This is a genomic window from Dactylosporangium sp. NPDC000244 (assembly GCF_040300725.1).
GTDB lineage: Bacteria > Actinomycetota > Actinomycetes > Mycobacteriales > Micromonosporaceae > Dactylosporangium.
The window spans coordinates 1-24,761 of sequence record NZ_JBEPEH010000055.1 but is presented as its reverse complement, the minus strand read 5'-3'; the positions used below and the strand labels follow the sequence as shown (position 1 = coordinate 24,761).

24 protein-coding genes are annotated in these 24,761 nt (G+C 73.3%); 8 read left to right on the top strand and 16 right to left on the bottom strand.

Annotation, left to right across the window (positions count from 1 at the left end; all coding sequences use genetic code 11):
• Positions 1-10: 10 nt before the first annotated feature.
• A complete protein-coding gene (locus tag ABT369_RS50905; RefSeq protein WP_350624690.1) occupies positions 11-1,504 on the bottom strand; it encodes a DUF7402 domain-containing protein in 1,494 nt (497 codons plus the stop codon).
• A gap of 273 nt (positions 1,505-1,777) precedes the next feature.
• On the opposite strand from ABT369_RS50905, the gene ABT369_RS50900 reads away from it, so the two are divergent.
• Positions 1,778-2,404, top strand: a complete 627-nt coding sequence (locus tag ABT369_RS50900) for a 3'-5' exonuclease family protein (RefSeq protein WP_350624689.1) — start codon at positions 1,778-1,780, stop codon at positions 2,402-2,404.
• Here ABT369_RS50900 and ABT369_RS50895 read toward each other — a convergent pair.
• From ABT369_RS50895 to ABT369_RS50870, 6 genes are all read right to left on the bottom strand, one after another.
• Positions 2,389-3,915, bottom strand: coding sequence for an RDD family protein (locus ABT369_RS50895; protein WP_350624688.1), 1,527 nt, complete (start codon positions 3,913-3,915; stop codon positions 2,389-2,391). The two genes, ABT369_RS50900 and ABT369_RS50895, sit on opposite strands and share 16 nt — an antisense overlap.
• 1,069 nt (positions 3,916-4,984) lie before the next feature.
• A complete protein-coding gene (gene lgt, locus ABT369_RS50890; protein WP_502891933.1) occupies positions 4,985-5,857 on the bottom strand; it encodes a prolipoprotein diacylglyceryl transferase in 873 nt (290 codons plus the stop codon).
• A 31-nt stretch (positions 5,858-5,888) separates the two neighbouring features.
• Positions 5,889-6,425: a hypothetical protein gene (locus ABT369_RS50885; protein ID WP_350624687.1), complete on the bottom strand. Its 537-nt coding sequence runs from the start codon at positions 6,423-6,425 to the stop codon at positions 5,889-5,891.
• A gap of 70 nt (positions 6,426-6,495) precedes the next feature.
• Positions 6,496-7,026: a GAF domain-containing protein gene (locus tag ABT369_RS50880; RefSeq protein WP_350624686.1), complete on the bottom strand. Its 531-nt coding sequence runs from the start codon at positions 7,024-7,026 to the stop codon at positions 6,496-6,498.
• A gap of 37 nt (positions 7,027-7,063) precedes the next feature.
• Positions 7,064-7,399, bottom strand: a complete 336-nt coding sequence (locus ABT369_RS50875) for a hypothetical protein (protein WP_350624685.1) — start codon at positions 7,397-7,399, stop codon at positions 7,064-7,066.
• A 14-nt stretch (positions 7,400-7,413) separates the two neighbouring features.
• Complete coding sequence (locus ABT369_RS50870; RefSeq protein ID WP_350624684.1) at positions 7,414-9,015, bottom strand: methyl-accepting chemotaxis protein; 1,602 nt, start codon at positions 9,013-9,015, stop codon at positions 7,414-7,416.
• Positions 9,016-9,149: 134 nt separating this feature from the next.
• On the opposite strand from ABT369_RS50870, the gene ABT369_RS50865 reads away from it, so the two are divergent.
• Positions 9,150-11,138, top strand: coding sequence for a hypothetical protein (locus ABT369_RS50865; protein WP_350624683.1), 1,989 nt, complete (start codon positions 9,150-9,152; stop codon positions 11,136-11,138).
• Between the two features lie 341 nt (positions 11,139-11,479).
• Here ABT369_RS50865 and ABT369_RS50860 read toward each other — a convergent pair whose 3' ends face one another.
• A complete protein-coding gene (locus tag ABT369_RS50860; protein ID WP_350624682.1) occupies positions 11,480-11,713 on the bottom strand; it encodes a three-helix bundle dimerization domain-containing protein in 234 nt (77 codons plus the stop codon).
• Between the two features lie 171 nt (positions 11,714-11,884).
• Between ABT369_RS50860 and ABT369_RS50855 the strand changes: the two genes are divergently transcribed.
• Positions 11,885-12,670 carry a hypothetical protein gene (locus tag ABT369_RS50855; protein ID WP_350624681.1) on the top strand — a complete coding sequence of 262 codons (786 nt, stop codon included), beginning with the start codon at positions 11,885-11,887 and terminating at the stop codon, positions 12,668-12,670.
• Here ABT369_RS50855 and ABT369_RS50850 read toward each other — a convergent pair.
• On the bottom strand, positions 12,661-12,807 hold the full coding sequence (locus tag ABT369_RS50850; protein WP_350624680.1) for a hypothetical protein: 147 nt from the start codon (positions 12,805-12,807) through the stop codon (positions 12,661-12,663). The genes ABT369_RS50855 and ABT369_RS50850 overlap by 10 nt on opposite strands.
• 216 nt (positions 12,808-13,023) lie before the next feature.
• Here ABT369_RS50850 and ABT369_RS50845 point away from each other — a divergent pair, with 216 nt between their 5' ends.
• A complete protein-coding gene (locus ABT369_RS50845) occupies positions 13,024-14,544 on the top strand; it encodes a beta-N-acetylhexosaminidase (RefSeq protein ID WP_350624679.1) in 1,521 nt (506 codons plus the stop codon).
• Here the strand turns inward: ABT369_RS50845 and ABT369_RS50840 are convergent.
• Positions 14,531-15,472, bottom strand: coding sequence for a dipeptidase (locus tag ABT369_RS50840; protein WP_350624678.1), 942 nt, complete (start codon positions 15,470-15,472; stop codon positions 14,531-14,533). The genes ABT369_RS50845 and ABT369_RS50840 overlap by 14 nt on opposite strands.
• Positions 15,472-16,266, bottom strand: coding sequence for a mechanosensitive ion channel domain-containing protein (locus tag ABT369_RS50835; protein WP_350624677.1), 795 nt, complete (start codon positions 16,264-16,266; stop codon positions 15,472-15,474). The genes ABT369_RS50840 and ABT369_RS50835 overlap by 1 nt, the downstream gene beginning before the upstream one ends.
• Before the next feature lie 188 nt (positions 16,267-16,454).
• On the opposite strand from ABT369_RS50835, the gene ABT369_RS50830 reads away from it, so the two are divergent.
• Entirely contained in the window at positions 16,455-16,640 is a 186-nt protein-coding gene (locus tag ABT369_RS50830; protein ID WP_350624676.1) for a DUF3073 domain-containing protein, read from the top strand.
• Between the two features lie 85 nt (positions 16,641-16,725).
• Here the strand turns inward: ABT369_RS50830 and gsmA are convergent, their stop codons facing one another.
• The gene (gene gsmA, locus ABT369_RS50825) at positions 16,726-17,385 is read right to left on the bottom strand and encodes a sporangiospore maturation cell wall hydrolase GsmA (RefSeq protein ID WP_350624675.1); all 660 of its coding nucleotides are present in this window, start codon (positions 17,383-17,385) and stop codon (positions 16,726-16,728) included.
• Between the two features lie 285 nt (positions 17,386-17,670).
• Here gsmA and ABT369_RS50820 point away from each other — a divergent pair, with 285 nt between their 5' ends.
• Positions 17,671-19,065: a condensation domain-containing protein gene (locus ABT369_RS50820; RefSeq protein WP_350624674.1), complete on the top strand. Its 1,395-nt coding sequence runs from the start codon at positions 17,671-17,673 to the stop codon at positions 19,063-19,065.
• Here the strand turns inward: ABT369_RS50820 and ABT369_RS50815 are convergent.
• Genes ABT369_RS50815 through ABT369_RS50805 form a run of 3 tightly spaced genes read right to left on the bottom strand, consistent with a single transcriptional unit; the run spans position 19,022 to position 20,852 of the window.
• Positions 19,022-19,174 carry a hypothetical protein gene (locus ABT369_RS50815; RefSeq protein ID WP_350624673.1) on the bottom strand — a complete coding sequence of 51 codons (153 nt, stop codon included), beginning with the start codon at positions 19,172-19,174 and terminating at the stop codon, positions 19,022-19,024. The two genes, ABT369_RS50820 and ABT369_RS50815, sit on opposite strands and share 44 nt — an antisense overlap.
• A 21-nt stretch (positions 19,175-19,195) precedes the next feature.
• On the bottom strand, positions 19,196-20,416 hold the full coding sequence (locus ABT369_RS50810; protein ID WP_350624672.1) for an MFS transporter: 1,221 nt from the start codon (positions 20,414-20,416) through the stop codon (positions 19,196-19,198).
• The gene (locus ABT369_RS50805) at positions 20,409-20,852 is read right to left on the bottom strand and encodes a MarR family winged helix-turn-helix transcriptional regulator (RefSeq protein WP_350624671.1); all 444 of its coding nucleotides are present in this window, start codon (positions 20,850-20,852) and stop codon (positions 20,409-20,411) included. Before ABT369_RS50805 ends, ABT369_RS50810 begins: the two co-directional genes overlap by 8 nt.
• A 213-nt stretch (positions 20,853-21,065) precedes the next feature.
• On the opposite strand from ABT369_RS50805, the gene ABT369_RS50800 reads away from it, so the two are divergent.
• Together ABT369_RS50800 and ABT369_RS50795 are read left to right on the top strand one after the other, a co-directional pair.
• Positions 21,066-22,523: a SulP family inorganic anion transporter gene (locus ABT369_RS50800; protein ID WP_350624669.1), complete on the top strand. Its 1,458-nt coding sequence runs from the start codon at positions 21,066-21,068 to the stop codon at positions 22,521-22,523.
• A 50-nt stretch (positions 22,524-22,573) separates the two neighbouring features.
• A complete protein-coding gene (locus tag ABT369_RS50795; RefSeq protein ID WP_350624667.1) occupies positions 22,574-23,182 on the top strand; it encodes a dihydrofolate reductase family protein in 609 nt (202 codons plus the stop codon).
• On the opposite strand, the gene ABT369_RS50790 is transcribed toward ABT369_RS50795, so the two are convergent.
• Positions 23,179-24,606, bottom strand: coding sequence for a glycoside hydrolase (locus tag ABT369_RS50790; protein WP_350624665.1), 1,428 nt, complete (start codon positions 24,604-24,606; stop codon positions 23,179-23,181). The two genes, ABT369_RS50795 and ABT369_RS50790, sit on opposite strands and share 4 nt — an antisense overlap.
• Between the last annotated feature and the right edge of the window lie 155 nt (positions 24,607-24,761).

Sequence of the window (24,761 nt, the reverse complement as noted above, 5' to 3'; positions counted from 1 at the left end):
TCAGCTCGGCTCAGCTCGCGTAGGCCTTCACCTCGAGCAGGCCGACCGAGCTGGTGCCGTTGGACTGCAGCAGCACCCGCAGGCGGGTCGTGGAGACCTGGGTGAAGGTCACCGTGATGTACGCGTTCGCGGTGACCGGGTAGCCGCTCGCCCCGGGCACGTCGGCGTACGCGCTGCCGGTCCAGTACTGCAGCTTCCAGCTCGAGGGCACGTCGATGCCCTGGTTGTCGTCGAACAGGTACACCTGCGCCCGCTTGAGCGTCTGTGCGCCCGTCCACTGCAGTTCGGCCCACTGCTGCCCGCTGTTGGGCCACGTCCCCCAGCGCGGGTTCACGCTGTCGTTGGACGAGGGCGGGTCGATCCCGTCGTTGATGGCGTTCACCGACTCCCACGGCGAGGTGTACGACGCCGACGGTGTCGCCGAGCGCGCGAGGTTGCTGCCGGGCTGGGACTGGCCACCCTTGATCAGGAACAGGTTGTCGGCGACGTTGTAGTACTTCGACAGGTACGAGCCCGCCGGCGGGTTGGTGCTGTAGTAGTCGTCGTGGTTGCAGTCCAGCCGGTCGTCGTGGGACCGGTTGGTGCACACCGTGCGGATGACGACGCTCGGGTCGTCCTGGTAGCACATGACGTCCCACTCGTCGACGCAGTGGCCGAAGCCGGACGCGTTGGGCGCGTTGTTGTTGACGGCACCGAGGGTGTGGCCGAGCTCGTGCGCGGCCACGCCGGCGACCCAGCAGCCGTTGTCGGCGCGGGCGTACTCCGGGCCGGTGTTCGACCGGTTGGCGTCGCTCTTCGTGGTGTCGCCCGCGAGCCCGCCGATGCCGCAGTACACGTTGGCGTCGACGAACTGCAGGTACTTGCGGTCGGTGCGGGTGTACCCGGCCGCCTTGACGGCGTTGAGCAGCGGCGCCCAGTCGTTCGCGTTCAGGGCAGAGTCGGCGATCTTGACGTCGCGGACCACGGGCCGGCAGGCGCCGTTGACGGTCTCGGTCACGTACCGCACGTGCCGCTCCCCGCCGGTCTCCTTCGCGCTCTCGTTGAAGATCGTGTCGACGCCCTCGGCCAGGGTGCGGAACGTCTCCAGGTACTGCGCGTAGCGGCTGGTCGAGCCGTGGACGTAGAGGACCTCGACGCGCTTGCCGCTGGTCCCGTCGCCCTCGCAGACGGCGAGCGCCTGGGTGGACGCCGCGGCCGCGGCCAGCGGCTGGACGCTCGACTTGACCTGCAGCCCGGCCGGCGGCGCGTCCGGGCCGTGCGTGCACATGACGGGGCTGGTCCCCTTGACCTCGAGCAGGCCGGCGCCGCACGGTCCGGCGGGGCGGCGCTGCAGGCCGTTGTACACAAGCCCCTTCGCGGGCTCGTCGGCCGGCACGGCCGTGAGGTCGGCGGTCCGGCTGGTCCGGTCGCCGGCGTAGGCGGTGCCGGCGAGGACTCCGGTGACGACGAGGCCGACGGCGGCGACCACGGCGACGATGATCCGTGTGGGTCCGGATCTGGGCATGAGGCGATCTCCCTTCCCAGGGTGAGACGAACGTCGATTGCCCCATATGGGAGACATCGACGAAACCCTTTTCGAAAACCCTGGCGGCACCGATCGCCGCGAGTCAATGCTTGTGACGACTTGTGCCAAGACTTAACCGCCACCAAAGTCAGCCCGCATGCGCCGAAAACCTTTCGGCGTGAAACGTTCACAAAGTCGTGTACGTCAATCACCAAGCCAAGCCGACATGGCACACTTTCCGGCGACCTTGAACGTGCTGAGAGGAGCCTCGCCTTGACTGACACGACCGGCGGCCGGGACGAGTGGATTTACGTCGTCACGGACATCGAGGTCGACGGCCCATGGCCAGGTCCGAACTCGATGCGGTCGTTCGCTTCCGTCGCCGTGACCGCCAACGGAGAGGAGTGCGGCATCTTTGAAGCCGTCCTCGAGCCTCTCCCGGGTGCGGCCCCGAACCCCGACACGTACGCGTGGTTTCAGACCCAGCCCGAGGCCTGGGCCGCGGCGACGACCGACCCGCAGCCCGTGCAGCTGGTGATGAACCAGTTCGCGGCCTGGGTTCGCGACCTGCCCGGACCGCGCATGTTCGCAGCCTCACCGATCGCCTTCGACGGCAGTTGGATGGACTACTACCTCCGACGCTTCACCCGCTACGGCCTGGTCCAGGGTCCCTACGAAGAGGACGTCCTTTTCAACGGCCCCGGCCTGTGTCTTCGCAGCTATGCGGCAGCTGTCACGGGCCGCCCGGTCGCCGACGTGTCACCGCAGAACCTGCCTTCAGCATGGTTCGGCGATATCGCGCACACCCACCGCGCGATCGACGATGCCCGCGGTTACGCGCACCTGCTCGGCGTGCTGTTCCGACGGGCCCGGACGACCGACGCCTACCCCGGCTGCTGATCCCGCGGCTCGGCCTGAGCCCACAGCGGCGTCGCCGGGTGCGGCTCCGGAGCGGGCAGCGCCGGTCGCGAAGCCGGGTCCGGGGTCGAGACGGACGCCGGGACCGGGGTCGAAGCGGACGGCGGGACCGGGGTCGAAGCGGACGGCGGGTCCGGGGTCGAAGCGAACGGCGGGTCCAGGGTCGAAGCGGACGGCGGGACCGGGGTCGAGGCGGACGCCGGGTCCGGGGCCGGGTTCGCCGAAGGCGCCGGAGTCGAGTCGGGCGGCGGGGTCGGGGCTGCCGCCGCGGCGCGGGCGGCCTGGCGCTCCTGCCACAGCTGCTGCGTCCGGCCGCCCACCTTGCGCGCGACCCCGGCCGTGCGGTCCCCGAGCTCCCGCGCCCGTTTCGCCCCCGCCGCGCCGAGGGCCTGCGACTGCTGGCCGACCTTCGAGTTGAGCGCCTGCTGCACCGGCGCGGTCTGGATGAGCCGCTCCGCGCCCTGCCGCGCCGCCTGCCCCGCGACCGCCGCCGCGTCCGCCGCCGCCGCCGCCGTTTTGCGCGCCGCGGCCGCCGCCGCGTCCGTGGTCCGCCGGGCCGCCTCCGGCAGGTGCTCCGCGCTGCGGCGCCGGGCCGCGGCCGCCGCCTCCGCCGCGACCTGAGCCGCGACCGCCGCCGCGTCCGCGCTCATGCGCCCGGCGACCACCGCCGCACCCGAGGCGCGCTGACCGGCGACCACCGCCGCGCCCGAGGCGCGCTGACCGGCGACCAGGGCCGCGCCGGAGGCCCGCTGACCGGCGACCAGCGCGGCGCCGGAGGTGCGCCGGGCCAGTTCGGCGGTGCGGGCCGCGACCTGCGCGTAGAGGGCGCGCCGGACCACGACCGTGCCGGCCGCGCGGTCGACGAGCGTGCGGTGCCGGGGCCCGAACGCGGGCAGCAGGTTCACCCACCACACCAGCGTGGCGACGGCGAGCACGAGGACACCGAAGGAGAATTCGCCGTACACCGCCAGCGCCAGCCCGATCCCGACCAGCCCGGTCTCGACCAGCGCCGTGGCGAACGCGCGCCGCAGCGCGAACCGCCCGCCCGCGCCGGCCGCGCCCACCTTGGTGTCGGCGAGCACCTTGCCGAGCGTCGCGCCCCGCCAGGCGAGCATCGACCCCTGGTACGCGAACTGCAGCACCGGCACCGCGAGCACGGCCAGGATGAGCGGCAGCGCCAGCTCGAACCACCGGCCGGAGGCGACCGCCCGCAGCCCGCCCTCGCCCGCGCCGCGGTGCGTGACGAGCCCGACCAGCCGGGTGACGCCGGCCTGGGCCGCGACCCCGCCGACGTATTCGGGCAGCCCGCGCACCAGTTCCCAGAACGCGAACGCGACGAGCGCCAGCCCGGGCACCATGACGATCAGGTAGTCGATCCACCATCCGAGCAGCCGGCGCCCGAGCCCGGCCCGCTTGGGCTCGGCGACGACCTCGACGGGCGGAACCGGAGCCGGAACGACCCAGGGCTGCGGCTGGTACGAGGGATCGAACACGATGAGTCACCATAGAGCATCCCGCGCCCCGGCGGCGCCCGCCGACTACTTTGGGCACCAGGTCCGACCCCGCGGCTACCGGCTGGCAGGCATCGCGCAGGAGCTCGGGCGGCACCGGCGGGCCGAAGAGCAGGCCTGGCCGCGCTGGACCCTCGCCGGCCACCCCGACCTCGTCGAGCCCCGCGGTGACCCCGCCCGGCGTGTCCGGGCAGGTCCGGCGCACGGCCGCGACCGCCACGCCCCCATCGGCCACCACCAGCGACTCCACCCCGGCATCGCCGCACGGACGCAGATGCACGGCCTCGGCCCCGACCGCCACGCCCACATCGGCCACCGCCAGCGACTCCACCCCGGCGTTGCCGCACGGACGCAGATGCACGGCCTCGGCCCCGGCCACGACCGCGCGCTGCGCGGCGTCGGCGAACCCGGCGGGGAAGCAGGCAGGCCCGGGCGCTCGCCGGGCGCCCGGCCACCGTTGAGCGCCGCCTTGAGCCTGGCGATCGGAGGCATCACCGGACCACTGTCCCGCCTGCCCGGCCCGGGGCAAGTGACGGTCGCCAATGGGACGGGTGCGCGGGCGGCGGCGTCCCGGTCGCTTTCCGGATCGCGCCTCGGTGCCGGGTGGTGCCACGCTTCTGCGGGATGCGCCCGGGTGATGGAATGGGTCGGTGGAATTGCGCGGCCGCGGCCCTCGGGAAATGCGGCGGCCGGTTGTGTGGTGGTGTTTGTGGCGGGGGCGGACTGTGTGTTGACGGGGGTAGCTTCTACGGGGGTCCGTGTGGGTTCCGCGAGGCCGTGGATGCGGCGCAGCTTCTCCGCATGCCGTCTCACCAGCCCCCAGTCGCGCCGTCGCTGCGTTTCCTTCCGGAACTCGTCCTTCCCCGGCCACCAATTCCTGGCTTTCGTTCGATCGCGCATGGCAGCCAATTCCCGCGGGCTGAACAACTGCATCTGCCCCATGGCAAGAATTATCCCAGAATGCGACCGGAACCACGATCGTCGCCCCCGCGGTCGCGCATATGGCGAACATATTCAGGCCGTGACCGTTCCCGGCCGGCCATGGTCGTGATCATTCTGGGTCTGGGCTTCCTGAATCTCCTGCGGACCTTTGGGCGCCGACGAGGTCGGGCTCCGCCTTGGCCCGGGGGCGGGTGTGCCACAGCACGAGGACGGCGGCGATGAAGACGATCGCGCTCGTGAAGGTGTTCAGGCGCAGGCCCAGGATGTGGTTCACGGTGTCGACGCGGAGCATCTCGACCCACCCCCGGCCCACCGTGTACGCGGCCACGCACAGGGCGAAGGCGCGCCCGTTCGTGAGGTGGAAGCGGCGCTCGGCCCAGATCACGAGCGCGGCGACGCCGAGGCACCATAGCGCCTCGTACAGGAACGTCGGGTGGTACAGGGCGATGTCCCGGGTCGCGGCCGGGCGGTGCGCGGGGTCGATGTGCAGCGCCCACGGCAGGTTGGTCGGACGCCCGTAGAGCTCCTGGTTGAAGTAGTTCCCGAGCCGGCCGATCGCCTCCGCGAGGGCCACTCCGGGCGCGGCGGCGTCGGCGAACGACGGCAGCGAGATCCCGAGGCGCCGGCAGCCGATCCAGGCACCGACCGCGCCGAGTGCGATGGCGCCCCAGATGCCGAGGCCGCCGTCCCAGATGAACAGCGCGCGGATGGGGCTGCGGCCCTCGGCGAAGTACAACTCCGGGTCCGTGATGACGTGGTAGATCCGCCCGCCGGCGATGCCGAACGGAACCGCCCAGATGGCGACGTCCACGACGTCCTCGCGGCGGCCGCCGGAGGCCACCCACCGCCGCTGCGTCAACCAGACGGCGACGATGATCCCGGCGATGATGCACAGCGCGTAGGCGCGGATCGGCACCGGGCCGAGGTGCCACACGCCCCGCGCGGGGCTGGGGATGGCGGCGAGCAGCGGCTGAAGCTCCATCGGACTACTCTTGCACGGCCCGCGCGCGGGCTCAGGCCGGGTGCGGCCCGAGCCAGGCCATCGACTCGCCCGTCGCCAGCTCGTACCGCAGCACTTCGGCGAGCTGGACCCGCCGCCCGTCGGGGAGGCTCCGGCACCCGGGCCACAGGATCTCGCGCAGCCTGGGGTTCTGCACGACCCGCAGCGACTCGCTGGAGTCCAGCTCGTGTCCCTGCTCGTCGCACCAGGCGACGACGGCGGCCCAGAACCGCTCGATCGCCGCCCAGGCCTCGATGGTCCGCGGCCCGCGCAGCGGCAGCAGCTCGTCGGTGCTCAGCAGGTCCGCGGACCCGTGCGAGGCGGCGTTCTGCAGCCCCTCGATGAAGCGCAGCGCCTCGCGCTGGGCGACCTCGTCCCCGCCGAGCAGGTCCTCGGCCGCGGCGAGCGCCGGAGCGATGCGTCCGCCCTGGCGGCGCAGCACCTCCATGACGACGTCCGGCACCGGGATCTCGCCGCCGGCGGTGGGCAGCCCGGCGGCGGCCATGAGCCGCTGGACGGGCGGCAGCGGACGGCGTTTGAACAATGGCACGACGCGATCATGCCAGCGGCGGGACGCGGGCGGGCGGGCGGGTCAGGCCGGCAAGGCCGGGCCGGGCGGGTCAGGCTCGCACGAGCTCGTAGTCGCGGATCGCGGCCATCACCTCGTCGCCGGCCGCGGTCAGGTCGGCCACGTCGGCGTCGGTGAACGCGTGCGGGTCCCCGCCCATCACGCAGTGGGAGCCGAGCACGTGGCCCGCCGGCAGCCGCAGCGGGACCCCCGCGTACGAGCGGATCAGGCCCGCCCGCACGATCGGGTTCGCGCCGTGGGCCGGGTCCTGCGCGAGGTCCTCGGCGATGAACGGCGCGCCGTCGAGGACCACCTGCGGGCAGAACGCGAACTCGTTCGGCCCGCCGCCGGTGGCGACCAGCAGGTGCTCGCCGTCGGAGGCGCCGATCGTCGCCGTGGCGGCCAGTGTGGCGGTCGCGGTGTCGAGCACGGCCTGCACGGCCGCGATGGGCATCCCCAGGCGCTCGGCGCTGTGCCGGCAGATGGCCTGCAGGCGCTCGCCCAGGCCGGGATGGAACAGGTCGTACGCGGCCAGCCCGCGCATCCGCTCCAGGTTGGCGATCTTCTCACTGTGCCGGTCCATCTGCGTCCCCCGTTCTGCGGTGCCTGCTCACACAGGGTTACCCCGGCCCGCCGCCCGGAACCGCGGCCGACGCGTCGAGATCGCGCTCGCGCTCGCGGATCAGGTCGTGCACGGCCGAGAGCCGCACGAACGTCGCCGCGCGGATGGCCAGGCTGCGCCCGCACAGCGCGGTGACGGGGTCGGCGGCGAGCATCGCCGCGATCAGCCGCTCCAGCGCCGCCGGATCCGTCTCCCGGCCGGTGAGCTGGGCCTGGCGCAGCAGGTCGCTCCACAGCTGCTCGGTTCCCGCGCCGTAGAGGCGGTGCAGGGACTCGCGGGCCTCGGCGAGATCGGGGCGCGACATCTCGTACGGCCCCGTGGTCACATCGGTCACAGCTGCCTCGGTTTTCAGTAGGTGAACTTGGCGACCATGCCGTTGAGCCGCACCGCCAGCCCGGCCAGGTCGTCGGCGGCGCGCTGGCTGTGCTTGGCCGAGCCCGAGGTCGCCGTGGTCACCTCGGCCACCCCCGAGAAGTTCGCCTGCACCTCGCCGGCGCCGCGGGCCGCGTCGTTGATCGAGCGGGTCATCTCGTTCGTGGTCGCCGACTGCTCCTCGACGGCGGCCGCGATCGTGTGGCTGAACTCGGTGAGCTGGCCGATCACGTCCTCGATGCGCACCATCGCCGCGCTCGCCCCGTCGCTGCCGGCCTGGATCGCGCCGATCCGCTTCGTGATGTCCTCGGTGGCCCGGGCGGTCTCCTGGGCCAGGTCCTTGACCTCGCTCGCCACGACGGCGAAGCCCTTGCCCGCGTCGCCGGCCCGGGCCGCCTCGATGGTGGCGTTGAGCGCGAGCAGGTTGGTCTGCTCGGCGATCGAGGTGATGAGCCGGACGACCTCGCCGATCTGCGTGCTGGCCTGGCCGAGCGTGGTCAGCTGCTCGGTGGTGCCGCGAGCGATCTCCAGCGACTGGTTGGCGACCTCCGCGGCCCGCGAGGAGGTGGTGGCGATCTCCTGGATCGACGCGGTCATCTGCTCGGCCCCGGCCGCGACCGACTGCACGTTGGTGTTCACCTCGTCGGCGGCCTGCGCGGCCGAGGTCGCCTTGCCGGAGGCCTCGGTCGCGCCGAGGTTCAGATCGCCGCTGACCTTCGACAGCTCGGCCGCGGCCGAGGTCAGGGTGGCGGCGGTACCGGCCAGATCCTGCACAGTCGCGCGGACCGAGGCCATCGCGGTGTCGAGGTCCTGGCCCATCCGCCCGAACTCGTCGTTGGTGGACAGGTTCGACGTCGCGGTCAGGTTCCCGGCGGCGAGGGCCGCGATCGTGTCCCGCACCCGGTTCACGCGCCGGCTGGTCTGCCGCGTGATCATCACGCCGGCGACCGTCATGCCGATGAGCAGGACGAGTACGCCGACCACGATCGAGGTCTTCGTCCGGTTCTCGGCCGAGCTGGCCGCGGCGGCGCGCACCGACAGCAGGCTCGACTCCTCGCCGCCCATCGCCGTGGTGATCGTGCGGATCTGGTCCATCACGGTCTTGCCCGCGTTGGTGAGCACGACCTTCTGGGCCGCGTCGAAGCCGGAGGCCCGCCGCAGGTCGATGGTCTGCTTGAGCTCGTTGAGCTTGTCGGTCACGAGCGGGGCGAGCTGGTCGAGGCGCTGCTGCTGGCGGGCGTTGTCGGCGGTGAGCGTGCGCAGGGCCTGCTGCTCGGCCGCGAGGTCCTGCAGCGCCTGGGTGTACGGCGCCAGGTAGGAGTCCTCGCCGGTGATGAGGAACCCGCGCTGGCCGGTCTCGGCGTCCTTGAGGCTGGAGTTCAGCGCGTCGAGCCGGCTCAGCACCTCGTAGGTGTGCCGGACCTTGCCGGTGTTCTCGACGAGGGAGTCGACGGAGAGGTACGCCACCGTGCACACGGCCCCGAACACCACCGCGATGCCGACAAAGATGACGCCCAGCTTGAGCCCGATCGTCGCCCGCGGCGGGCGCGCCGTGGCCGTGGTGGACATGCTCGTCATCGCTTCGCCGCTCCTCGCACGTTGCCCGGCAATGAGGTCGTACGTCCCATCGGCTCCGTCGTCGGACCGGCTGAGAGAAACCGCACAAAAGCCGCCGAGCCGGTGCGGTTGCGCCCGTCCGGCACGCTGGGGTGGTGAACCGGCTCGCCGCGTGGTGGCTCGCGTCCCGCGTGCCGCGCTACTGGCTCGGGCCGCACTGGCGGCGGCTGCTCGCCGCGGCCGAGGGCGGCGACCGGGCGGCCGTCGCCGCGATCGCACGGCTCGCCGGGCGACTGCCGGCGCCGACCGAGTCCGTGGCCGAGGCGCTGTGGGCGCTCGTGCTCACGCGGCCGGACCCGCACCCGCGGCTGTGGCACAACATGCGCCGGACCGGCGGGGTGCGCGCCTGGCTCGCCGGGGCCGACGGGCCCGAGCGGCTCGACACCGACGAGCACCGCCGGATCGCGGTCGAGCTCGCCGGCCGCGAGGACGGGCACCCGGCGGCGGACGCGGCCCGGCGGCGCATCCTCGAGTCGCGGGACCCGGCCGTGCTGGAGGCGCTCGGCGGCCTCGCCCCGCAGCGGCCCGGGCTCGCCGCGTGGTGCGCCGCCAACGACGTGGTCCCCGACGACCCGGCGACGGCCGCCGTGCTGTTCCTCGTGACCGGGCAGCAGCGGCGGTACCGTGCGATCGACCCCGGCGGCCACCACCTCTCGGCCGCGTTCGCCGCCGCGGGCCCCGAACGGCGCGAACGGCTGCTCGCCGCCGTCGCCGCGGCCGACGACATCGACCTCGTGACCGTCGCCGGCGCCGAGCCCGAGCTGTGGCGCATGATCTGGCGGCTGACCCCGGCCGAGGCGGTGACCGCGGCCGGGCGGCTCGGCGGCTGGCGACCCCGCGCGGGCCGCGACCGGCGGCTCTTCGACATCCTCACCGCGGGCCTGGCCGCGGCGGGCGACCCGCTGCCGGCGCCGTTCCAGCGCCGCCTCCCGGCCGACGTGCAGGACGTCGCGCTCGCGCCGGACGGCGGGCGCGTCGCGGTGCTCGCCGACGGCACGCTGTACGACATCGACGTGACGACGGGCCAGCAGCACCGGTATCGCTTCGAGTACTCCTACAACGCCCACCTGTACCGGGTCCCGCACTGGCAGGCGTCCGCCCGGATGCTGGCCCATCTCGGCGACGCGGTCATCGGCATCGACAAGGCCGGCCTGTGCCACTACGCGGGCGGCCGGCGGCGCATCCTGCTGCGCGGCGACGTCTGGGCCAACGTGCTGCGGACCGGCGACGGCTTCGTGGCCGACCAGGGCGACGGCCGCCTGTACTTCGGCACCGCCGCCGGCGTCGACCGGCACACCGACGCCGCGGCCGAGGAGCTGCGGCGGCACCGGCGGCGGTTGGAGTACGCCTACGGCCACTGGCTGGCCGTGAGCCCTGGCGGCGCCCACCTCGCCCTGTCGGTGCCCGAGGCCCTCGCCGTGCTGGACCCGTCCGGCGCCCCCGTCGCGACCTTCCTGCCGCGGCCGCACGCGGACCGCCGGCCCGACGGCGACGAGGAGCGCTACGAGGGCTTCTCCGGCGTCGCGTTCGTGGCCCCGGACGCGTTCGTGGTCCTGGAGCGCACCCGCGCGGCCGAGGGCACCGCGGTGTCGCTGACCCGGTGGCGCGTCGCCGGCCGGGAGCTGGTGCGGGAGGCGGCCGCGGCGCTGGACGGCGGCCGCAACCTCGACGGCGTCGACGACACGACGCTGCTCGCGCTGGAGAGCCCCGACGGCGCGACGGTCGTGTTCCGCGACGGCGTCACGCTCGAGCCGGTCGAGCCGCCCGGCGCCGCGGGGCTGGAGCCGGACCACTATCCGCGGGGCGCCCGGGGCCGCTTCACGATCACCCGCGAGCACGGCTACAAGAACACGGACGTCACGGTCGGCCTCGCGCCGGTGTACCGGCTGCTGTCCACGCCGATGGGCGCCATCGCGCCGGCGGCGCTGGACGAGCTCGAACGCGTCCTCGACACCGGCCCGCCGGGCCTCCCCGCGCGGCCGCTGCTGGAGGCCCTGCGGGAGTGTCTGCGGCTGCGCTTCGCCGACGAGGTCGGGCTCGGCGTCTTCGTGCCCGGCCCCACCGACATCGAGCTGGGCCCGTGAACCGGCTCGCCGCGTGGTGGCTCGCCGCCCGGGTGCCCGCGGACTGGTCCGGCCCGGCCTGGCGCCGGCTGCGCGCCGCGGCCGACCGGAGATCCCCGGCGGCCGTCGCGGCCCTGCGGCGCCTCGCGCGCGACCGTCCCCAGCGTCCGGCAGAAGTGACGAGGCTGCTGTGCCGGGTCGCGCTCGCCCGGCCGGGGCTGGCCGCGTGGTGCGCCGCGCACGACGTCGTGCCCCGCGACCCCGTCACGGCACCCCGCTGCTCGTCGGCGAGCACGAGGGCGTCACGGTCCTCGTCGGCTCCTTCTCCCCCGGCCCGGCGGACATCGCGGTCAGCCCGCCCGTCACGCCCGCGGAAGCCCGTGCGCCGTCTCGTCGAGCTCGCGGCGAGCGTCGCGCTCGATGAGCACCGGCACGAACGCGTGCACGCCGACGGTCGCATACCGCTTGGCGACCCGCTCGACGGTGGCGCGCACGGCGGCGGCGTCGTGCCGCGCGGCGTACCGGCGGATCAACCGCTCGGTGAGGTGCTCGACGGCGTGCGCCTCGATCTGCGTCTGGTGCTCGATGGCCGGCATGGCGTGCTCCTTCGGGCCGGTTCGCTGTCTTCCGCGATCACTGTGACCCCGCGGCCCGTCGCCGCGGCAGGGTCGAACGTCCCGCCGCCGCGGGCCTCGTGGCGGCCGTTGCGAACCTGAGCTATCGTCGCGGCCGTTGATACGGCTGTTTCGATCCACGGGGGATGTCACATGCCACGTCGCTCACCGCTGCTCGCCGTCCTCGTCCTGGCCGGCGCCGCCCTCGCCACCTCGGGCTGCCTGGGCCTGCCGGAGCCCGAATCCGAGCCCGCGCGCCCGGCCGCCGGGCCCTCCGCCAGCCGCTCGCCCCTGCCACCGCCGGCCAAGGACGACGTCGTCGCGCTGCTGACGAAGCTGATGGAGGCGCAGTACACGTACCACGTGGAGAGCAACCTGCCCGACGAGGCCACCGGCAAGGTGAGCGCGACCGGCGGCTACGACCACGCGGGCCAGGTGTTCGAGGAGGACGTCACGGTCACCGGCACCGGCAGCACCGACGGTCACCGGCACCGCATCGTGTTCGGTCACGACCTCTACAGCCGCGACAAGGACTCGCAGACGTGGGTCCACCTGGATCTGTCGAGGCTCAAGAGCCAGGCGCTGGACGGCGTGAACATGGACAACCCCACCGGCCTGGCCACGTTCACGAAGAGCGTCGTCTCGGCGACGGCGAGCGGCCCGCACGCGTACAAGGGCCTCTTCGCCCCGATGCAGAGCAGCGAGGAGTTCCTGCCGGTCGGGCGCCCGAGCGTCATCGCCTTCTACACCAAGAACGCGCCGTTCACGCTGGAGACCGACGACCAGGGCAACGTGACCTCCATCCGCGTCGAGATGGAGCTGCAGGACAAGCCCACGTTCGTCGCGACGACCACGTTCGCCGGGCACGGCCAGGCGCTCGCCACGAAGCGGCCGGCCAAGAACAAGACCGCCGAGGCCGACAACATGTACTACCGCTGACGCCGCGCGGCGGCCGCAACTCCGGCGTCCCCGGCATCGGCGCTCCGGGTGAGCCGGGCCAGGAGCTCGCTCATCGCCACGCCGAGCGCCGCGACGCCCGCGCCGAACATCACTACCCGCACGTCCCGCTGCCGCATCGTCCTCGACCTCCTCGCCGCCACCATCTCGCCTTCACCATGCGCCGCGCGGGCGGCCGGGCGCAGGAGGCGGGCGACCTGTCCGAGGCGGGTCGTTCGGCCCGGCCCCACGTGCGGGGGCTTTAGACTTCCAGCACCGCCTTGCGCTGGGCGGACGCCGGTCATATGGTGACGCTTGTCGATTAGATAGCGTTGTTAACAGTGCGGAGGCGGGCCATGCGGTGGAAGCTGGGCCGAGTGGCCCTCGCGGCGGTCGTCGCCGCCGGCATGTCCGCCGTCGCCGTGGCCGAGCCCGTCGCCGCGGCGCCCGACCGGTCCGCCTACGCCGGCATCGTCCCCGCACCCGTGTCCGCGCGCGCCGACCGCGGCACGTTCACGATCGACCGGCACACCACGATCACGGCCGGGGCGGGCGCGGGCGGCGTCGCCGACTACCTCGGCGGGGTCCTGCGGCTGCCCGTGCGCGGGCCGGGCCGCGGCGGCAACACGATCCGGCTCGTGCTCGCCGGGCGTGACGAGGGCAACGAGAGCTACCGGCTCGACGCCGCCCCCGGCGCCGTCACGATCACCGCCGGGCGCGCGGCCGGGCTCTTCGCGGGCGTGCAGACGCTGCGGCAGCTGATCACCGGCGGGACCATTCCGGCCGGGCACGTGAGCGACGCGCCGAGGTTCGCCTACCGCGGGGCCATGCTCGACGTGGCCCGGCACTTCTTCACCGTCGCGCAGGTCGAGCGGTACATCGACCAGCTCTCGCAGTACAAGATCAATACTTTGCACTTGCACCTGGCCGACGACCAGGGCTGGCGCATCCAGATCAACAGCTGGCCGCGCCTGGCGACCTACGGGGGCAGCACCGCCGTCGACGGCGACCCGGGCGGCTACTACACCCAGGACCAGTACCGCGCGATCGTCGCCTACGCCGCGAGCCGCTTCATCACCGTCATCCCCGAGATCGACCTGCCCGGCCACACGAACGCCGCGCTCGCCTCCTACGCCGAGCTCAACTGCGACGGCGTCGCGCCGCCGCTCTACACCGGCACCGAGGTCGGCTTCAGCTCGTTGTGCGTCGGCAAGGAGATCACCTACCGCTTCCTCGACGACGTCATCCGCGAGCTCGCCGCCATCACCCCCGGCAAGTACCTGCACATCGGCGGTGACGAGGCCCACTCCACCAGCCAGGCCGACTACATCACGTTCATGAACCGGGTCCAGGGCATCGTGGCCGCGCACGGCAAGCAGGTCCTGGCCTGGCACCAGATCGTGAGCGCCACCCCGCTGCCGGCGACCGTCGCGCAGTACTGGGACACGACCAACGACAACCCGCAGGTCGCCGCGGCCGCCCAGCGGGGGACGGGCGTGGTCCTGTCGCCCGCGAACCTCGCGTACCTCGACATGAAGTACAACGCCGAAACGCCGCTCGGGCAGGACTGGGCCGCCCTGATCGAGGTCTCCGACGCCTACGGCTGGGACCCCGGCAGCTACCTGACCGGCGCGCCGGCGAGCGCGATCCGCGGCGTCGAGGCTCCGCTGTGGACCGAGACGCTGCGGACCTCGGCCGACCTCGAGTACATGGCGTTCCCGCGCCTGCCGGCGATCGCGGAACTCGGCTGGTCGCCCGCGTCGACCCACGACTGGGCCGCGTTCCGGCTGCGCCTGGCCGCCCAGGCGCCCCGCTGGCGGGCGCAGGGCATCAACTTCTACCGCTCGCCGCAGATCCCCTGGCCTAGCGCCAGCTGAGCTCCGCCACGCGCCGGAAGTTGCCGCCCAGGATCCCGGCGACCGCCTCCGCCGGATACCCCCGCTCCAGCAACGCCGCCTCGACCCCGAGCAGGCCCTCCGGCGGCATGAACCTGATCGGGCCCCAGCGGGTGTAGCACTCCGGGAACAGCGACGGGTTCGCGACCATCTCCGCGTTCAGGTCCGCGTGGTCGAACGAGTAGTCGGTCGCGAGCCCAACGTGCTCGGGGCCGACGAGCTCCACGGCGTAGTCGATGTGCCGGATCAGCGCCTCCATCGAGGGGTCGTTCGGGCCGAGGAAGATCCCGACGCCCGCGATGCCGACGACGCCGCCGGTCGCCGCGCACGCGCGGGCCTGCTCGTCGGTGATGTTGCGCGGATGGTCCCAGAGCGCGCGCATGCACGAGTGGCTGTACACCACCGGCAGCGCCGACACCTCGCACAGGTCGAGGCCGGTCCGGGCGCTGCAGTGCGAGCCGTCGGGGACCATGCCGACGGCGTTCATCTCCCGCACCAGGTCCCGGCCGTAGGCGCTCAGCCCCTCGTCGGTCGCGTCGAGGCACCCGCAGCCGGCCGCGTTGCGCTCGTTGTACGTCGGCAGCAGCGTGCGGACGCCGAGGTCGTAGTACTGCCGCACCCGGTCCAGATCGCCCTCGAGCGGCCCGGAGTCCTCCAGGTCGAACGCGACCGAGACCCCCTCGGAGCCGATGTCGCCGACCCCGGACACGAGGCGCAGCCGGTCGTCGGCCGCGATCCGCCGCCGCCAGTCGTCGAGGATCGCGAGCACCAGGTCCGCGCTGTGCGGCGCGTACCCGACGTTCACCGACACGAAGCTGCCGCCCGGACGCGCGTAGCGGGCGAGCTCGCCGACGTCCGCCCCGACGGTCAGCGGCAGGCAGCAGTGCTGCTCCCACAACAAGGTCGTCATCAGATCCCGGGAGGCTTGCGCTCGTCGGCGGAGCCGGCTTCCGCCCCGGCGGCGACGGTGGCGAGCGCGGCGCCGTCCAGGGCGGGCTCGGAGACGGCGGCGGGCTGCTCCTCCTCGTCGTCCTCATCGGCCGGGGCCGGGCCGACCGCCGAGGCCAGCAGCGCCGAGTTCGGGATGTTGAGCGGGCCGTCCTTGGTCTCCAGGATCGTGTAGAGCAGCCCCGCCGAGACGATCATCCCCTTGTGCGGCCCGTTGAGCGCGCCGGACATGACCCGGACCTGCTGGCCCGGCACGTACGGGCGGGCGAAGAGCAGGACCAGCCCCGCGAACAGGTTCCCGAGGATCGGCTGGGCCGCCAGCCCGACGACGATGCCGGTGATCGCCCCGCCGACGAGCACCTGCCGAAGCTGCACCCCGAGCAGGTCGCACACCGCGAGGACGGCAATCAGATAGCCGGCGAGCAGCACGAACAGGCGCAGCGGCGTGCCGGCGGCGTTCCCGGCGCGGGCGACGGCGACCCGCTGCACCTCGCGCGCGGCGGTACGGCTGGCGGCCACCCCGCAGATCGCCGTCAGCAGCGCGCACCCGTAGGCGATCAGCCGTATCCGCAGCTCGGGGTCGTGCACGCCCCCGATGTCATGCCCGGTGATGAGGAAGGCGAGCGCGAGCGTCCCGAACACGATCGTCTTGCGGAAGTCGGGCCGCACCTTCATCTCGATCGCGCGCAGCCCGGCGAAGGCCCCCGGCGCGTGTACCGCCCCGTTCTCGCCCCGCCGGCGTCCCAGCCAGCCCATCGCCCGTCCTTTCACCCGGTTGATCACCATCGGCGACCCTACCGCGCCCGGACGGCGCCTCGGCTCCCCGGGCGGGCCTCCGCGCACACCGCGAGGGACGTCCGGGCGACCGGGTCGCCTGGTTGCGAGCGGCGCGCTATTGTTGCGGGCACGAATGGACTTCGAGACTTGTGCACATGGGGGCAGCCATGGGACGCGGACGGGCCAAGGCCAAGCAGACGAAGATCGCGCGCGAGCTGAAATACTTCAGCATGCCGACCGACTTCGTGGCGCTGGAGCACGAGTTGAGCGGCGAGCCACACTCCGCCGCCCAGCCGATGGAGGACTCCGGCGAGTGGTCCGACGACGATGACCTCGCGGGCCGGCGCCAGTAGGTCCCTCACCTCGCGGTGAAGCTCGCGGTGAAGCCTGGCCACCATGTCGGTAGCCAGGCTTCGGCAGGTCAGGCCGCAAGGCAGGTCAGGCCGCAAGGTCGAACTGGTAGAGGTTGTACTTCGCCATCAACCCGGTCAGCTTGACCGTGTACTGCGGGTCGGTCGCGTAGCCGGCCTTGTGCATCTCGGCCACGAAGCGGTTCGGGTCGTTCTTGAACTGGAAGGCGACGCTGTAGCGGCTCAGCGACGCGAGCGTGGCGCCGTGGTCACGGAACGAGTCGGCGGCGCTGCCGTACGTGCGGAACGACGCCGTCGTCGGGAAGCACTGCCCGGCCGGGGTGCACTCGCTCGTGTTGTGGCTCGCGCAGCCGATCGCGTACGAGCCCTGGCCGTTGCACTTCATGCCGAAGAAGTTCTTGTCCACAGTGGACAGGGCGCTCTTGCCCCAGCCGGACTCGAGGATGGCCTGGGCCAGGGTCACCGACGACGGCACGCCGTGCTCGCGCTGGCTCTGCTGCGCGCCCGGCACCGACGCGGCGATGAACTCCTCCTGGCCCATGGTGCCGTTCGGCTCCGGCAGGATCACCGGCGGCGAGCCCGGCTGGCGGCAGTCGCCGCTGTGCGAGCGGCACGAGAACATCGGGCCGTCGGCGGGCGCGGCCGCGGCGACGCCGGCCCCCACGGTCAGCGAGACGAACGTCGCCGCGAGGGCGGTGGCGAGCGTACGCCGGATTCCGGGGAACATGAGCGACTCCTGTCGGGCGGTCGGTGCGTGGACTCACCAACCGTCGGACGCGCGCGGCGCACCGCAGTTCGCGCGACGGTGCGATGCGGTTGCCGCGAATCCGGCCGGTTACCAGATGGCGCCACCGCGTCACGTCGGGCGACAGTGGCGGCTGTGACGGGCGGCTGCCGCGCCGCCCGCCCGGCCTGAGCGCGCCCGTGAAAACCTGAGCGCGCCCGTGAAAACCGGTGTCCGGTTTTCACGGTGATTGCCGGGGATCCCCGCCGGCCGCCGTAGACTCCCGGCGTGCCAGAGACGTTCATCGTTGCCTTCCGCGGCGACGGCGAGGGTGTCGAGGAACTCAGCTGGGGCCAGCGCGAGCTGTGGGGCGGCATGGTCCGGCAGCGCACCTGGATGCCGATGGGGCTCGTGCTGCCGCTGGCCGCCGGGACGACCGCCGAGGACGTGGCCGCCGAGCTGCGGTTCATCCTCGAGCGCTTCCCGTCGATGCGCACCCGGCTGCGGCTGCGCCCGGACGGGCCGCCCCAGCAGGTGGTGGCGGCCGCCGGCGAGGTGGCGGTGGAGCTGGTCGACGCCGCCGAGGACGCCGACCCGGCCGCGGTCGCCGCGGAGGTGAGCCGGCGCCTGCACGAGACCGTGTTCGACTTCGAGCGCGACTGGCCCGTGCGCACCGCCGTGGTCCGGCACCGGGGCGCGCTGACCCACCAGGTGACCGTCGTGTGCCACCTCGTCAACGACGGCTTCGGCGGGCTCGTGCTCGCCGAGGAGGTGGCCCGCTGGCACCGCGCCGGCGGGCTCGTCGCGCCCTCGGACGCGATGCCACCGCTCGAGGACGCGATGCCACCGCTCGAGGACGCGATGTCACCGCTCGAGCAGGCCCGGTGGCAGCGCTCGGAGGCCGGGCGGCGGCAGTCCGCCTCGGCGCTTCGGCACTGGGAGAAGACGCTGCGGGCCATCGCGCCGCGGCGCTTCCCCGGACCCGTCGACGTGCGGCGGCCGCGGCACTGGCAGGCCGGCCTCGCGTCGCCGGCGCTGCACCTGGCCGCCCAGGTGATCGCGCGGCGGACCGGCACCGACCGGACCACGGTGCTGCTGACCGCGTTCGCCGTGGCGCTGTCGGCCGAGACCGGCATCCATCCCGTGGTCGTGCGGGTCGTGGTCAGCAACCGCTTCCGGGGCGCCCTCGCCGGCTCCGTGAGCCCGGTGAGCCAGCCCGCCCTGTGCGTGCTCGACGTCGCGGGCCTGCCCTTCGACGAGGCCGTGGCGCTCACGGGGCGGCGGACGCTCACGGCGTACAAACACGCCTACTACGACCCCGATGACCTCGACGCGCTCGTCCGGCGCGTCAACGCCGAGCGCGGCGAGGAGGTCGACATCGCCTGCTACTTCAACGACCGGCGCCCGCCCGCCCCGGCCGACGGCCCGGTGCCGGCCGCGGCCGAGATCCGCGCGGCGCTGCCCGCGACCGCGTTCCGCTGGATCGCGAAGCAGGACCGGCCCAACGAGCGCATGTTCGTCACGATCGCCGCCGAGCCGGGCACCGTGCACCTGGACATCTGCGGCGACACCGGGCACATCCCGCCGGGGGCGCTGGAGGCATGCGCGCGGGGCATCGAGGCGGTGACGGTCGCCGCCGCTACGACGCCGCCACCCGGCGCAGGCTCCGGTCGAACACCGTGACGAGCAGGAACAGCACCGCCGCGCCCAACATGATCCAGGCCAGGTGGTGCATGCCGCCGGTGCTCGCGTGCCGGCCGAACGACGCGGCGGTGGCGGCCGAGGCGACCATCGAGCCGAGGTAGCCGAACGTTCACAGCAGCCCGGCCGACGATCCGATGCGCTCCGGGTCGGCCTGGAAGTAGACGGCGTTCTGCAGGCCCAGGCTGTTGGCGCCCTGCGGGATGCCGAAGAGCACGGAGACGGCGACGAGCATCCACAGCGGGCTGGCCGCGGTGAGCGCGAGCATCAGCGCGCACGCGGCGAGCTGGCCGGCCCCGCCGAGCAGCAGCTTCGACAGCACGCCCGGGCGCCGTCCGATGGTGACCGAGAAGCCGATGCCGACCAGGAACATCGGGATCTGCACCAGGCCGGCGCCCAGCGGGGAGAGCCCGTAGCCCTCCTCCGTCCACTGGGTGAAGCCGTAGAGGAAGGCGTAGGACACGACGTAGGCCACGAGCGACCGGCCGTAGGTGGCGACCAGGGGCAGGTTGCCGCCGAGCACCCGCAGGTCGATGAACGGCGTCCGCGCGCGCAGTTCCCGCACCGTGAACGCGGCGCCGAAGGCGGCGGTGAGCACCGCGAGGTACCAGGCGGCGGGGTGCGGATCCATGAGGAACAGCAGCAGCGCGACGAGCATGGCCGCGAACAGGCCCATGCCGGCCAGGTCGATCCGGGCGGCCAGCGAGGCCTGGTCGGCATTGCCCTGGTCGCGGGCCTCTTCGCGCCTGGTGCCGCGCTCCTTCGGCAGCCGCAGCGCGCCGAGGGTCACCGCGAGGACCGACAGCGGGATGTTGACCGCGAACGTGGCCCGCCAGCCGCCGAGGCCGATGAGCAGGCCGCCGAGCAGCGGGCCGATCACGGCGACGGTCTGGTTGGCCACGGCGAGGGCGGCGAGCACGCCCGCCGGGCTGTCCCGGCCGGTGCGCTCGGCCTCGCGGCGCAGCAGGGCCATCGCCGCGGGGTAGCCGGCGCAGGTGCCGAAGCCGAGCACCACGCGGGCGGCGATGAGCACGCCGAAGTCCGGGGCCAGGGTGCCGGCGATGCCCGCGACGCCGACGAGGGCGGTGCTGACGAGGAACAGGCGGCGGGGGCCGTAGAGGTCGATGAGCCGGCCCACGATCGGCTGGCCGAGCGCGGTGGCCAGGTAGAGGGCCGAGACGAGCCAGGCGGTCCGCGACGGCGGGGCCCCGAACGCGGCGCCGATCGGGATGAGCGCCACGGCGATGATGGTCGAGTTGATCGGGTTGAGGATCGAGCCGAGCATCATCAGCAGGACGAGCCGGCGGTCGAGCCCGCTCGCCGGCTCACGCATGGGCGAGCCGCTCCAGCACGGCCATGGCCGCGATGACCGTCAGGCGTTCCTCCTCGGTGCAGCGGTGCTCGAACTCGGCGGCCAGCCACTCCCCGCGCGCCTGCCGGCCGGCCTCGGCCCGTTGCCGGCCCGCGGGGGTGAGCGCGATCAGCTGGCGGCGGCCGTCGCCGGGGTCGGGCCGCCGCTCGACCAGGCCGAGGTCGGCCAGCGCGGCGACCTGGGACGCCATCGACTGGTGCCGCATGCCCTCGGCGGCGGCGAGGTCGCTGTTCGCGAGGCCGTCGCGGTCCAGGAGCCGGGCGAGGACGGTGGCCTGGGTGAGGCTGATGTCGCCGGTGTCCCCGGCGGCCCGGATGCGGCGCCGCAGCCGGCCGATGACGGCCCGGACGGCCCGCGAGGCGTCCACGGCGGACGGGGAGGGGTGATCGTCGACCATATCCGCAGCCTACCTGCGCAGTTCACCTGTGCAAATCGTCCACTCGCCCAGGTGTGAAACCGCCGATCACCCCGTGCGGCCGCGGCGGCCCCGTTAGGGTCGGCTTCAAACGCGCGCCTGGGCGGTCAGCCTGGCGGCCCTGGGCGTGCTGCGACGCTGAGGCACGGACCCGCCCAGTCGCTCGTCGTCGTCGATCGGAAGGTCCGTCCCGTCATGCCGCGCCTGCGTGCTCTCTCCCCCGCCGACCTGCGTGCCTCGGTGGTGGTATTCCTCGTCGCGCTGCCGTTGTGCGTCGGGGTAGCCATCGCCTCGGGCGTGCCCGCCGAGGTCGGGCTCGTCACCGGGATCGTCGGGGCGCTCGTCGCCGGGATGCTGCCCGGCAGCCGGCTGCAGGTGTCCGGGCCCGCGGCCGGGCTGACGGTGCTCGTGGCCGAGGCCGTGGACGCGTACGGCATCGCGGCACTCGGGGTGCTCGTCACCGCGGCCGGGCTGCTGCAGGTGGCGCTCGGCGCGCTGCGGCTCGGGCAGTGGTTCCGGGCGATCTCCGTCGCGGTCGTTGAAGGCATGCTCGCCGGGATCGGGCTGCTGCTGATCGTCGGGCAGGTGTACACGATGAGCGCCGTCGCCGCGCCCGCCTCCGGGCACGGGAAGCTGCTGCACCTGCCGGGAGTGCCGGGGCACGCGCTGCTGCCCGCCGTGGCGGTCGAGGCCGGCACCATCGCCGTGCTCGCCGTCTGGCCGCGGATGCCCGCCACCGTCCGGCGGGTGCCGGGGCCCCTCGCGGCCGTCGTGCTCGCCGCGGCGGTGGTGTCCGCCGCGGGGCTGCGGGTGCCGATGGTCGAGGTGGAGGGGCTGCTGCAGGCGGTACACCTGCCGGAATTCGGCAATGTGGGAGAGCACGGGCTCGCACTGGCCGGCACCGTGGTCGCGCTCACGCTCATCGCGTCCGCGGAGAGCCTGTTCTGCGCCGCGGCCGTGGACCGCATGCACGACGGCCCGCGGACCGACTACGACCGCGAGCTCGTCGCCCAGGGGGCTGGGAACACGGTGTGCGGGCTGCTCGGCGCGCTGCCGATGACCGCGGTCGTGGTGCGCAGCGCCGCCAACGTGCAGGCCGGGGCGCGCACCCGGGCGTCGCGGGTGCTGCACGGCGTGTGGCTGCTGCTGTTCGCGGCGCTGCTGCCCGCGGTGCTCGGCCTCATCCCGGTCGCGGCCCTCTCCGGCGTGCTCATCCACGCGGGCTGGCGACTGCTGCCGATGGGCCAGCTGGCGCGGCTGTGGCGCACGCACCGCGGCGAGGCCTGGATCCTGATCGTCACCGCGGGCGCGATCCTCGCCGTGAACATGTTCGAGGGCGTCCTGATCGGGCTGGCCCTGGCGATCGCGAAGACCGCCTGGGAGACGTCACACCTGCAGGTGACCGTCGGCCGCGGCGCGCGCGACCCGGAGGCGGTGCGGGTGGTGCTGAGCGGGAACGCGACGTTCCTGCGGCTGCCGAAGCTGCTGCGGACCCTCGACTCGGTGCCGGAGGGGCGGGCGGTGGAGGTCGACCTTTCGGCGGTACACCACCTGGACCATGCCTGCCGCTCGGCCCTCAGCGAATGGTCCGAACGCCGCGGCGCCGAGTTGCCGCCCGAAAAAAGCCGCGCGAGCATGTCGAGGATCGGCTAGCGGCTCCGACCGGATGGTGAACCGGCACCCCAAGGGAGAGGAACACCCAGATGAGCAAGGTCTTCACGAGCATCGCGGCGTCGCTGGACGGCTACGTCGCCGGGCTCAACCAGACCCTCGAGCACCCGATGGGCGACGACGTCTTCGGAGGCCCGGAGAGCGTGCTGCACAAGTGGATGTTCGAGGCGCGCGAGGAGAACGCGGCGGAGCTCGCCGAGATCACCGACGCGGGCGCGTTCATCATGGGCCGCAACATGTTCGGGCCGATCCGGGGTGAGTGGGAGCTCGACTGGCGCGGCTGGTGGGGCGAGGAGCCGCCGTACCACGCCCCCGTCTACGTCCTCACCCACCACCCGCGCGAGTCGCTGGAGATGGACGGCGGCACCACGTTCCACTTCGTCACCGACGGGGTCGAGTCGGCGATGGAGCAGGCCCGCAAGGTCGCCGGCGAGCGGGACATCTCCGTCGCCGGCGGGGCCTCGACCGTCAACCAGTTCCTGGCCGCGGGCCTGCTGGACGAGCTGCGGCTGCACGTGGCGCCGGTGCTGCTCGGCCGGGGCGAGCGGCTCTTCGAGGGCATCGGCCGGATCGGGCTCACCCAAGTGTCGGCCCGGCAGACGTCGATGGTGACGCACCTGCGGTACACCATCGAGCACTAAAGTCGTTCGATCCAGAACTGGACGGACGTCGGCGGGAGGGTCAGGGTCAGCACCGGGCCGGTCTTGTCCACCAGGTTGGCGTTGCGGGACGTCGGCGTGTACTGCTGCCCCTGGAACGCCCGCGTCGAGCCGGTGTCGACGGTGTACGTCACCGTCGACGTCCCCCGGTTCGTGAACGCGAAGACGAGCTTGCCCTGGGGCGTCTTCCAGGCCATGATCCGCTGGTCGGTGCGCACCGTGGCCTCGTCGACCGCGTAGCGCACCGAGTTCCACGGCAGGTACTTCACGAACCCGTGGATCCCGTTGAAGTTCTGCGGGTTGTAGTCCCAGTGCCCCTTGGCGATGCCCGCGAACTTCGTGAAATCGTCGTCGTCGTACGGGCGCCAGTAGCCCAGCGAGTACCCCGACGACTCGGAGTTGTAGGTGGGCTTCAGGGCGTGCAGCCAGAACCACGTCGGCGCGTTCTGGAACGTCATCCAGTTCATGATGGACTGGGCGGTGTTCACCATCTTCCAGTCGCTGGTCGGCACCTGGTACTCGAACTCGTTGGAGAACACCGGCTTGCCGGCCGCGTCGCTGGTGTAGTCGTTCTGCAGCTGGTCATTGCTGTCGGAGCCGATGCGGTGGAACGACCACCCGTTGATGTAGGACAGCGCGGTCGCGTCGGCGCGGATGAGCGCGCCGCCGCGGCCCCGCTGGCCGTTGTCGGCGTCGGCGTGGATGAACACGTCGGGGAACGCCGCGCGCACCTTGGGCGCGACGGCCTTGAACGCCTTGTAGTACTGGTCGTTGCTGTAGCCGCAGCAGGAGTAGGCGACCCCGGCGACGCTCGGCTCGTTCTGCAGGCTGAACATCTTGACCGGCAGGCCGTTGTCGCGCAGGTAGGTCAGGTCGCGCACGATCGCGTCGCCGAACTGGTCCAGCCAGCCCGGGTCCGTGGAGGCGATGGTCCCGCCGACGTAGCTGCCGTTGGACTTCCAGCCGGGGGCCGGCGACCAGTACTCGGCGGAGACGCCCTCGATCCCGGACTGCGCGACGAGCTCGGCCAGCTCGCTCATCTGCGTCGACCAGCGGCCGACGATCTGCTTCTGGGCCGGGTCCAGGCCCCGCAGGTAGAGCCCGAGCGCGAGGCGGAGGTAGCGGAAGCCGCGGTCGTCGCGGATCTTCAGCAGGTCGCGGTACATCCGCGTGCGCTCGGTGGCGACCAGGTCGTGCGGCACCGAGGTGGTCGCGGCGGGCAGGCCGTTGTTGCCCGATCCGATCGAGTCGGACTGGATCTCGACGCCGAGGCCGAGGATCGTCTGGCGGGGCTGGTCGTGGCGGATGACGTAGTCGGTGGCGGCCGCGCTCGCGGGGCGGGCGAGGGCGGAGGCGCCGATCACGGCGCCGGCGAGGCCGATGGCGGTGCGTCGGGTCAGGGTCATGGCGGTCCCTCCTGGAGTGGGGGCAGGCCGAGCTTGGCTCGTGGGCCGGGGCGCAGCAGCGCGGCGGTCTGGGCCGCGCTCGCGCCGCCGTCGAGGACGAGTTCGGTCCCGGTGAGATAGGGGGCGGTGAGCGCGTAGGACACCGCGGCGGCGAT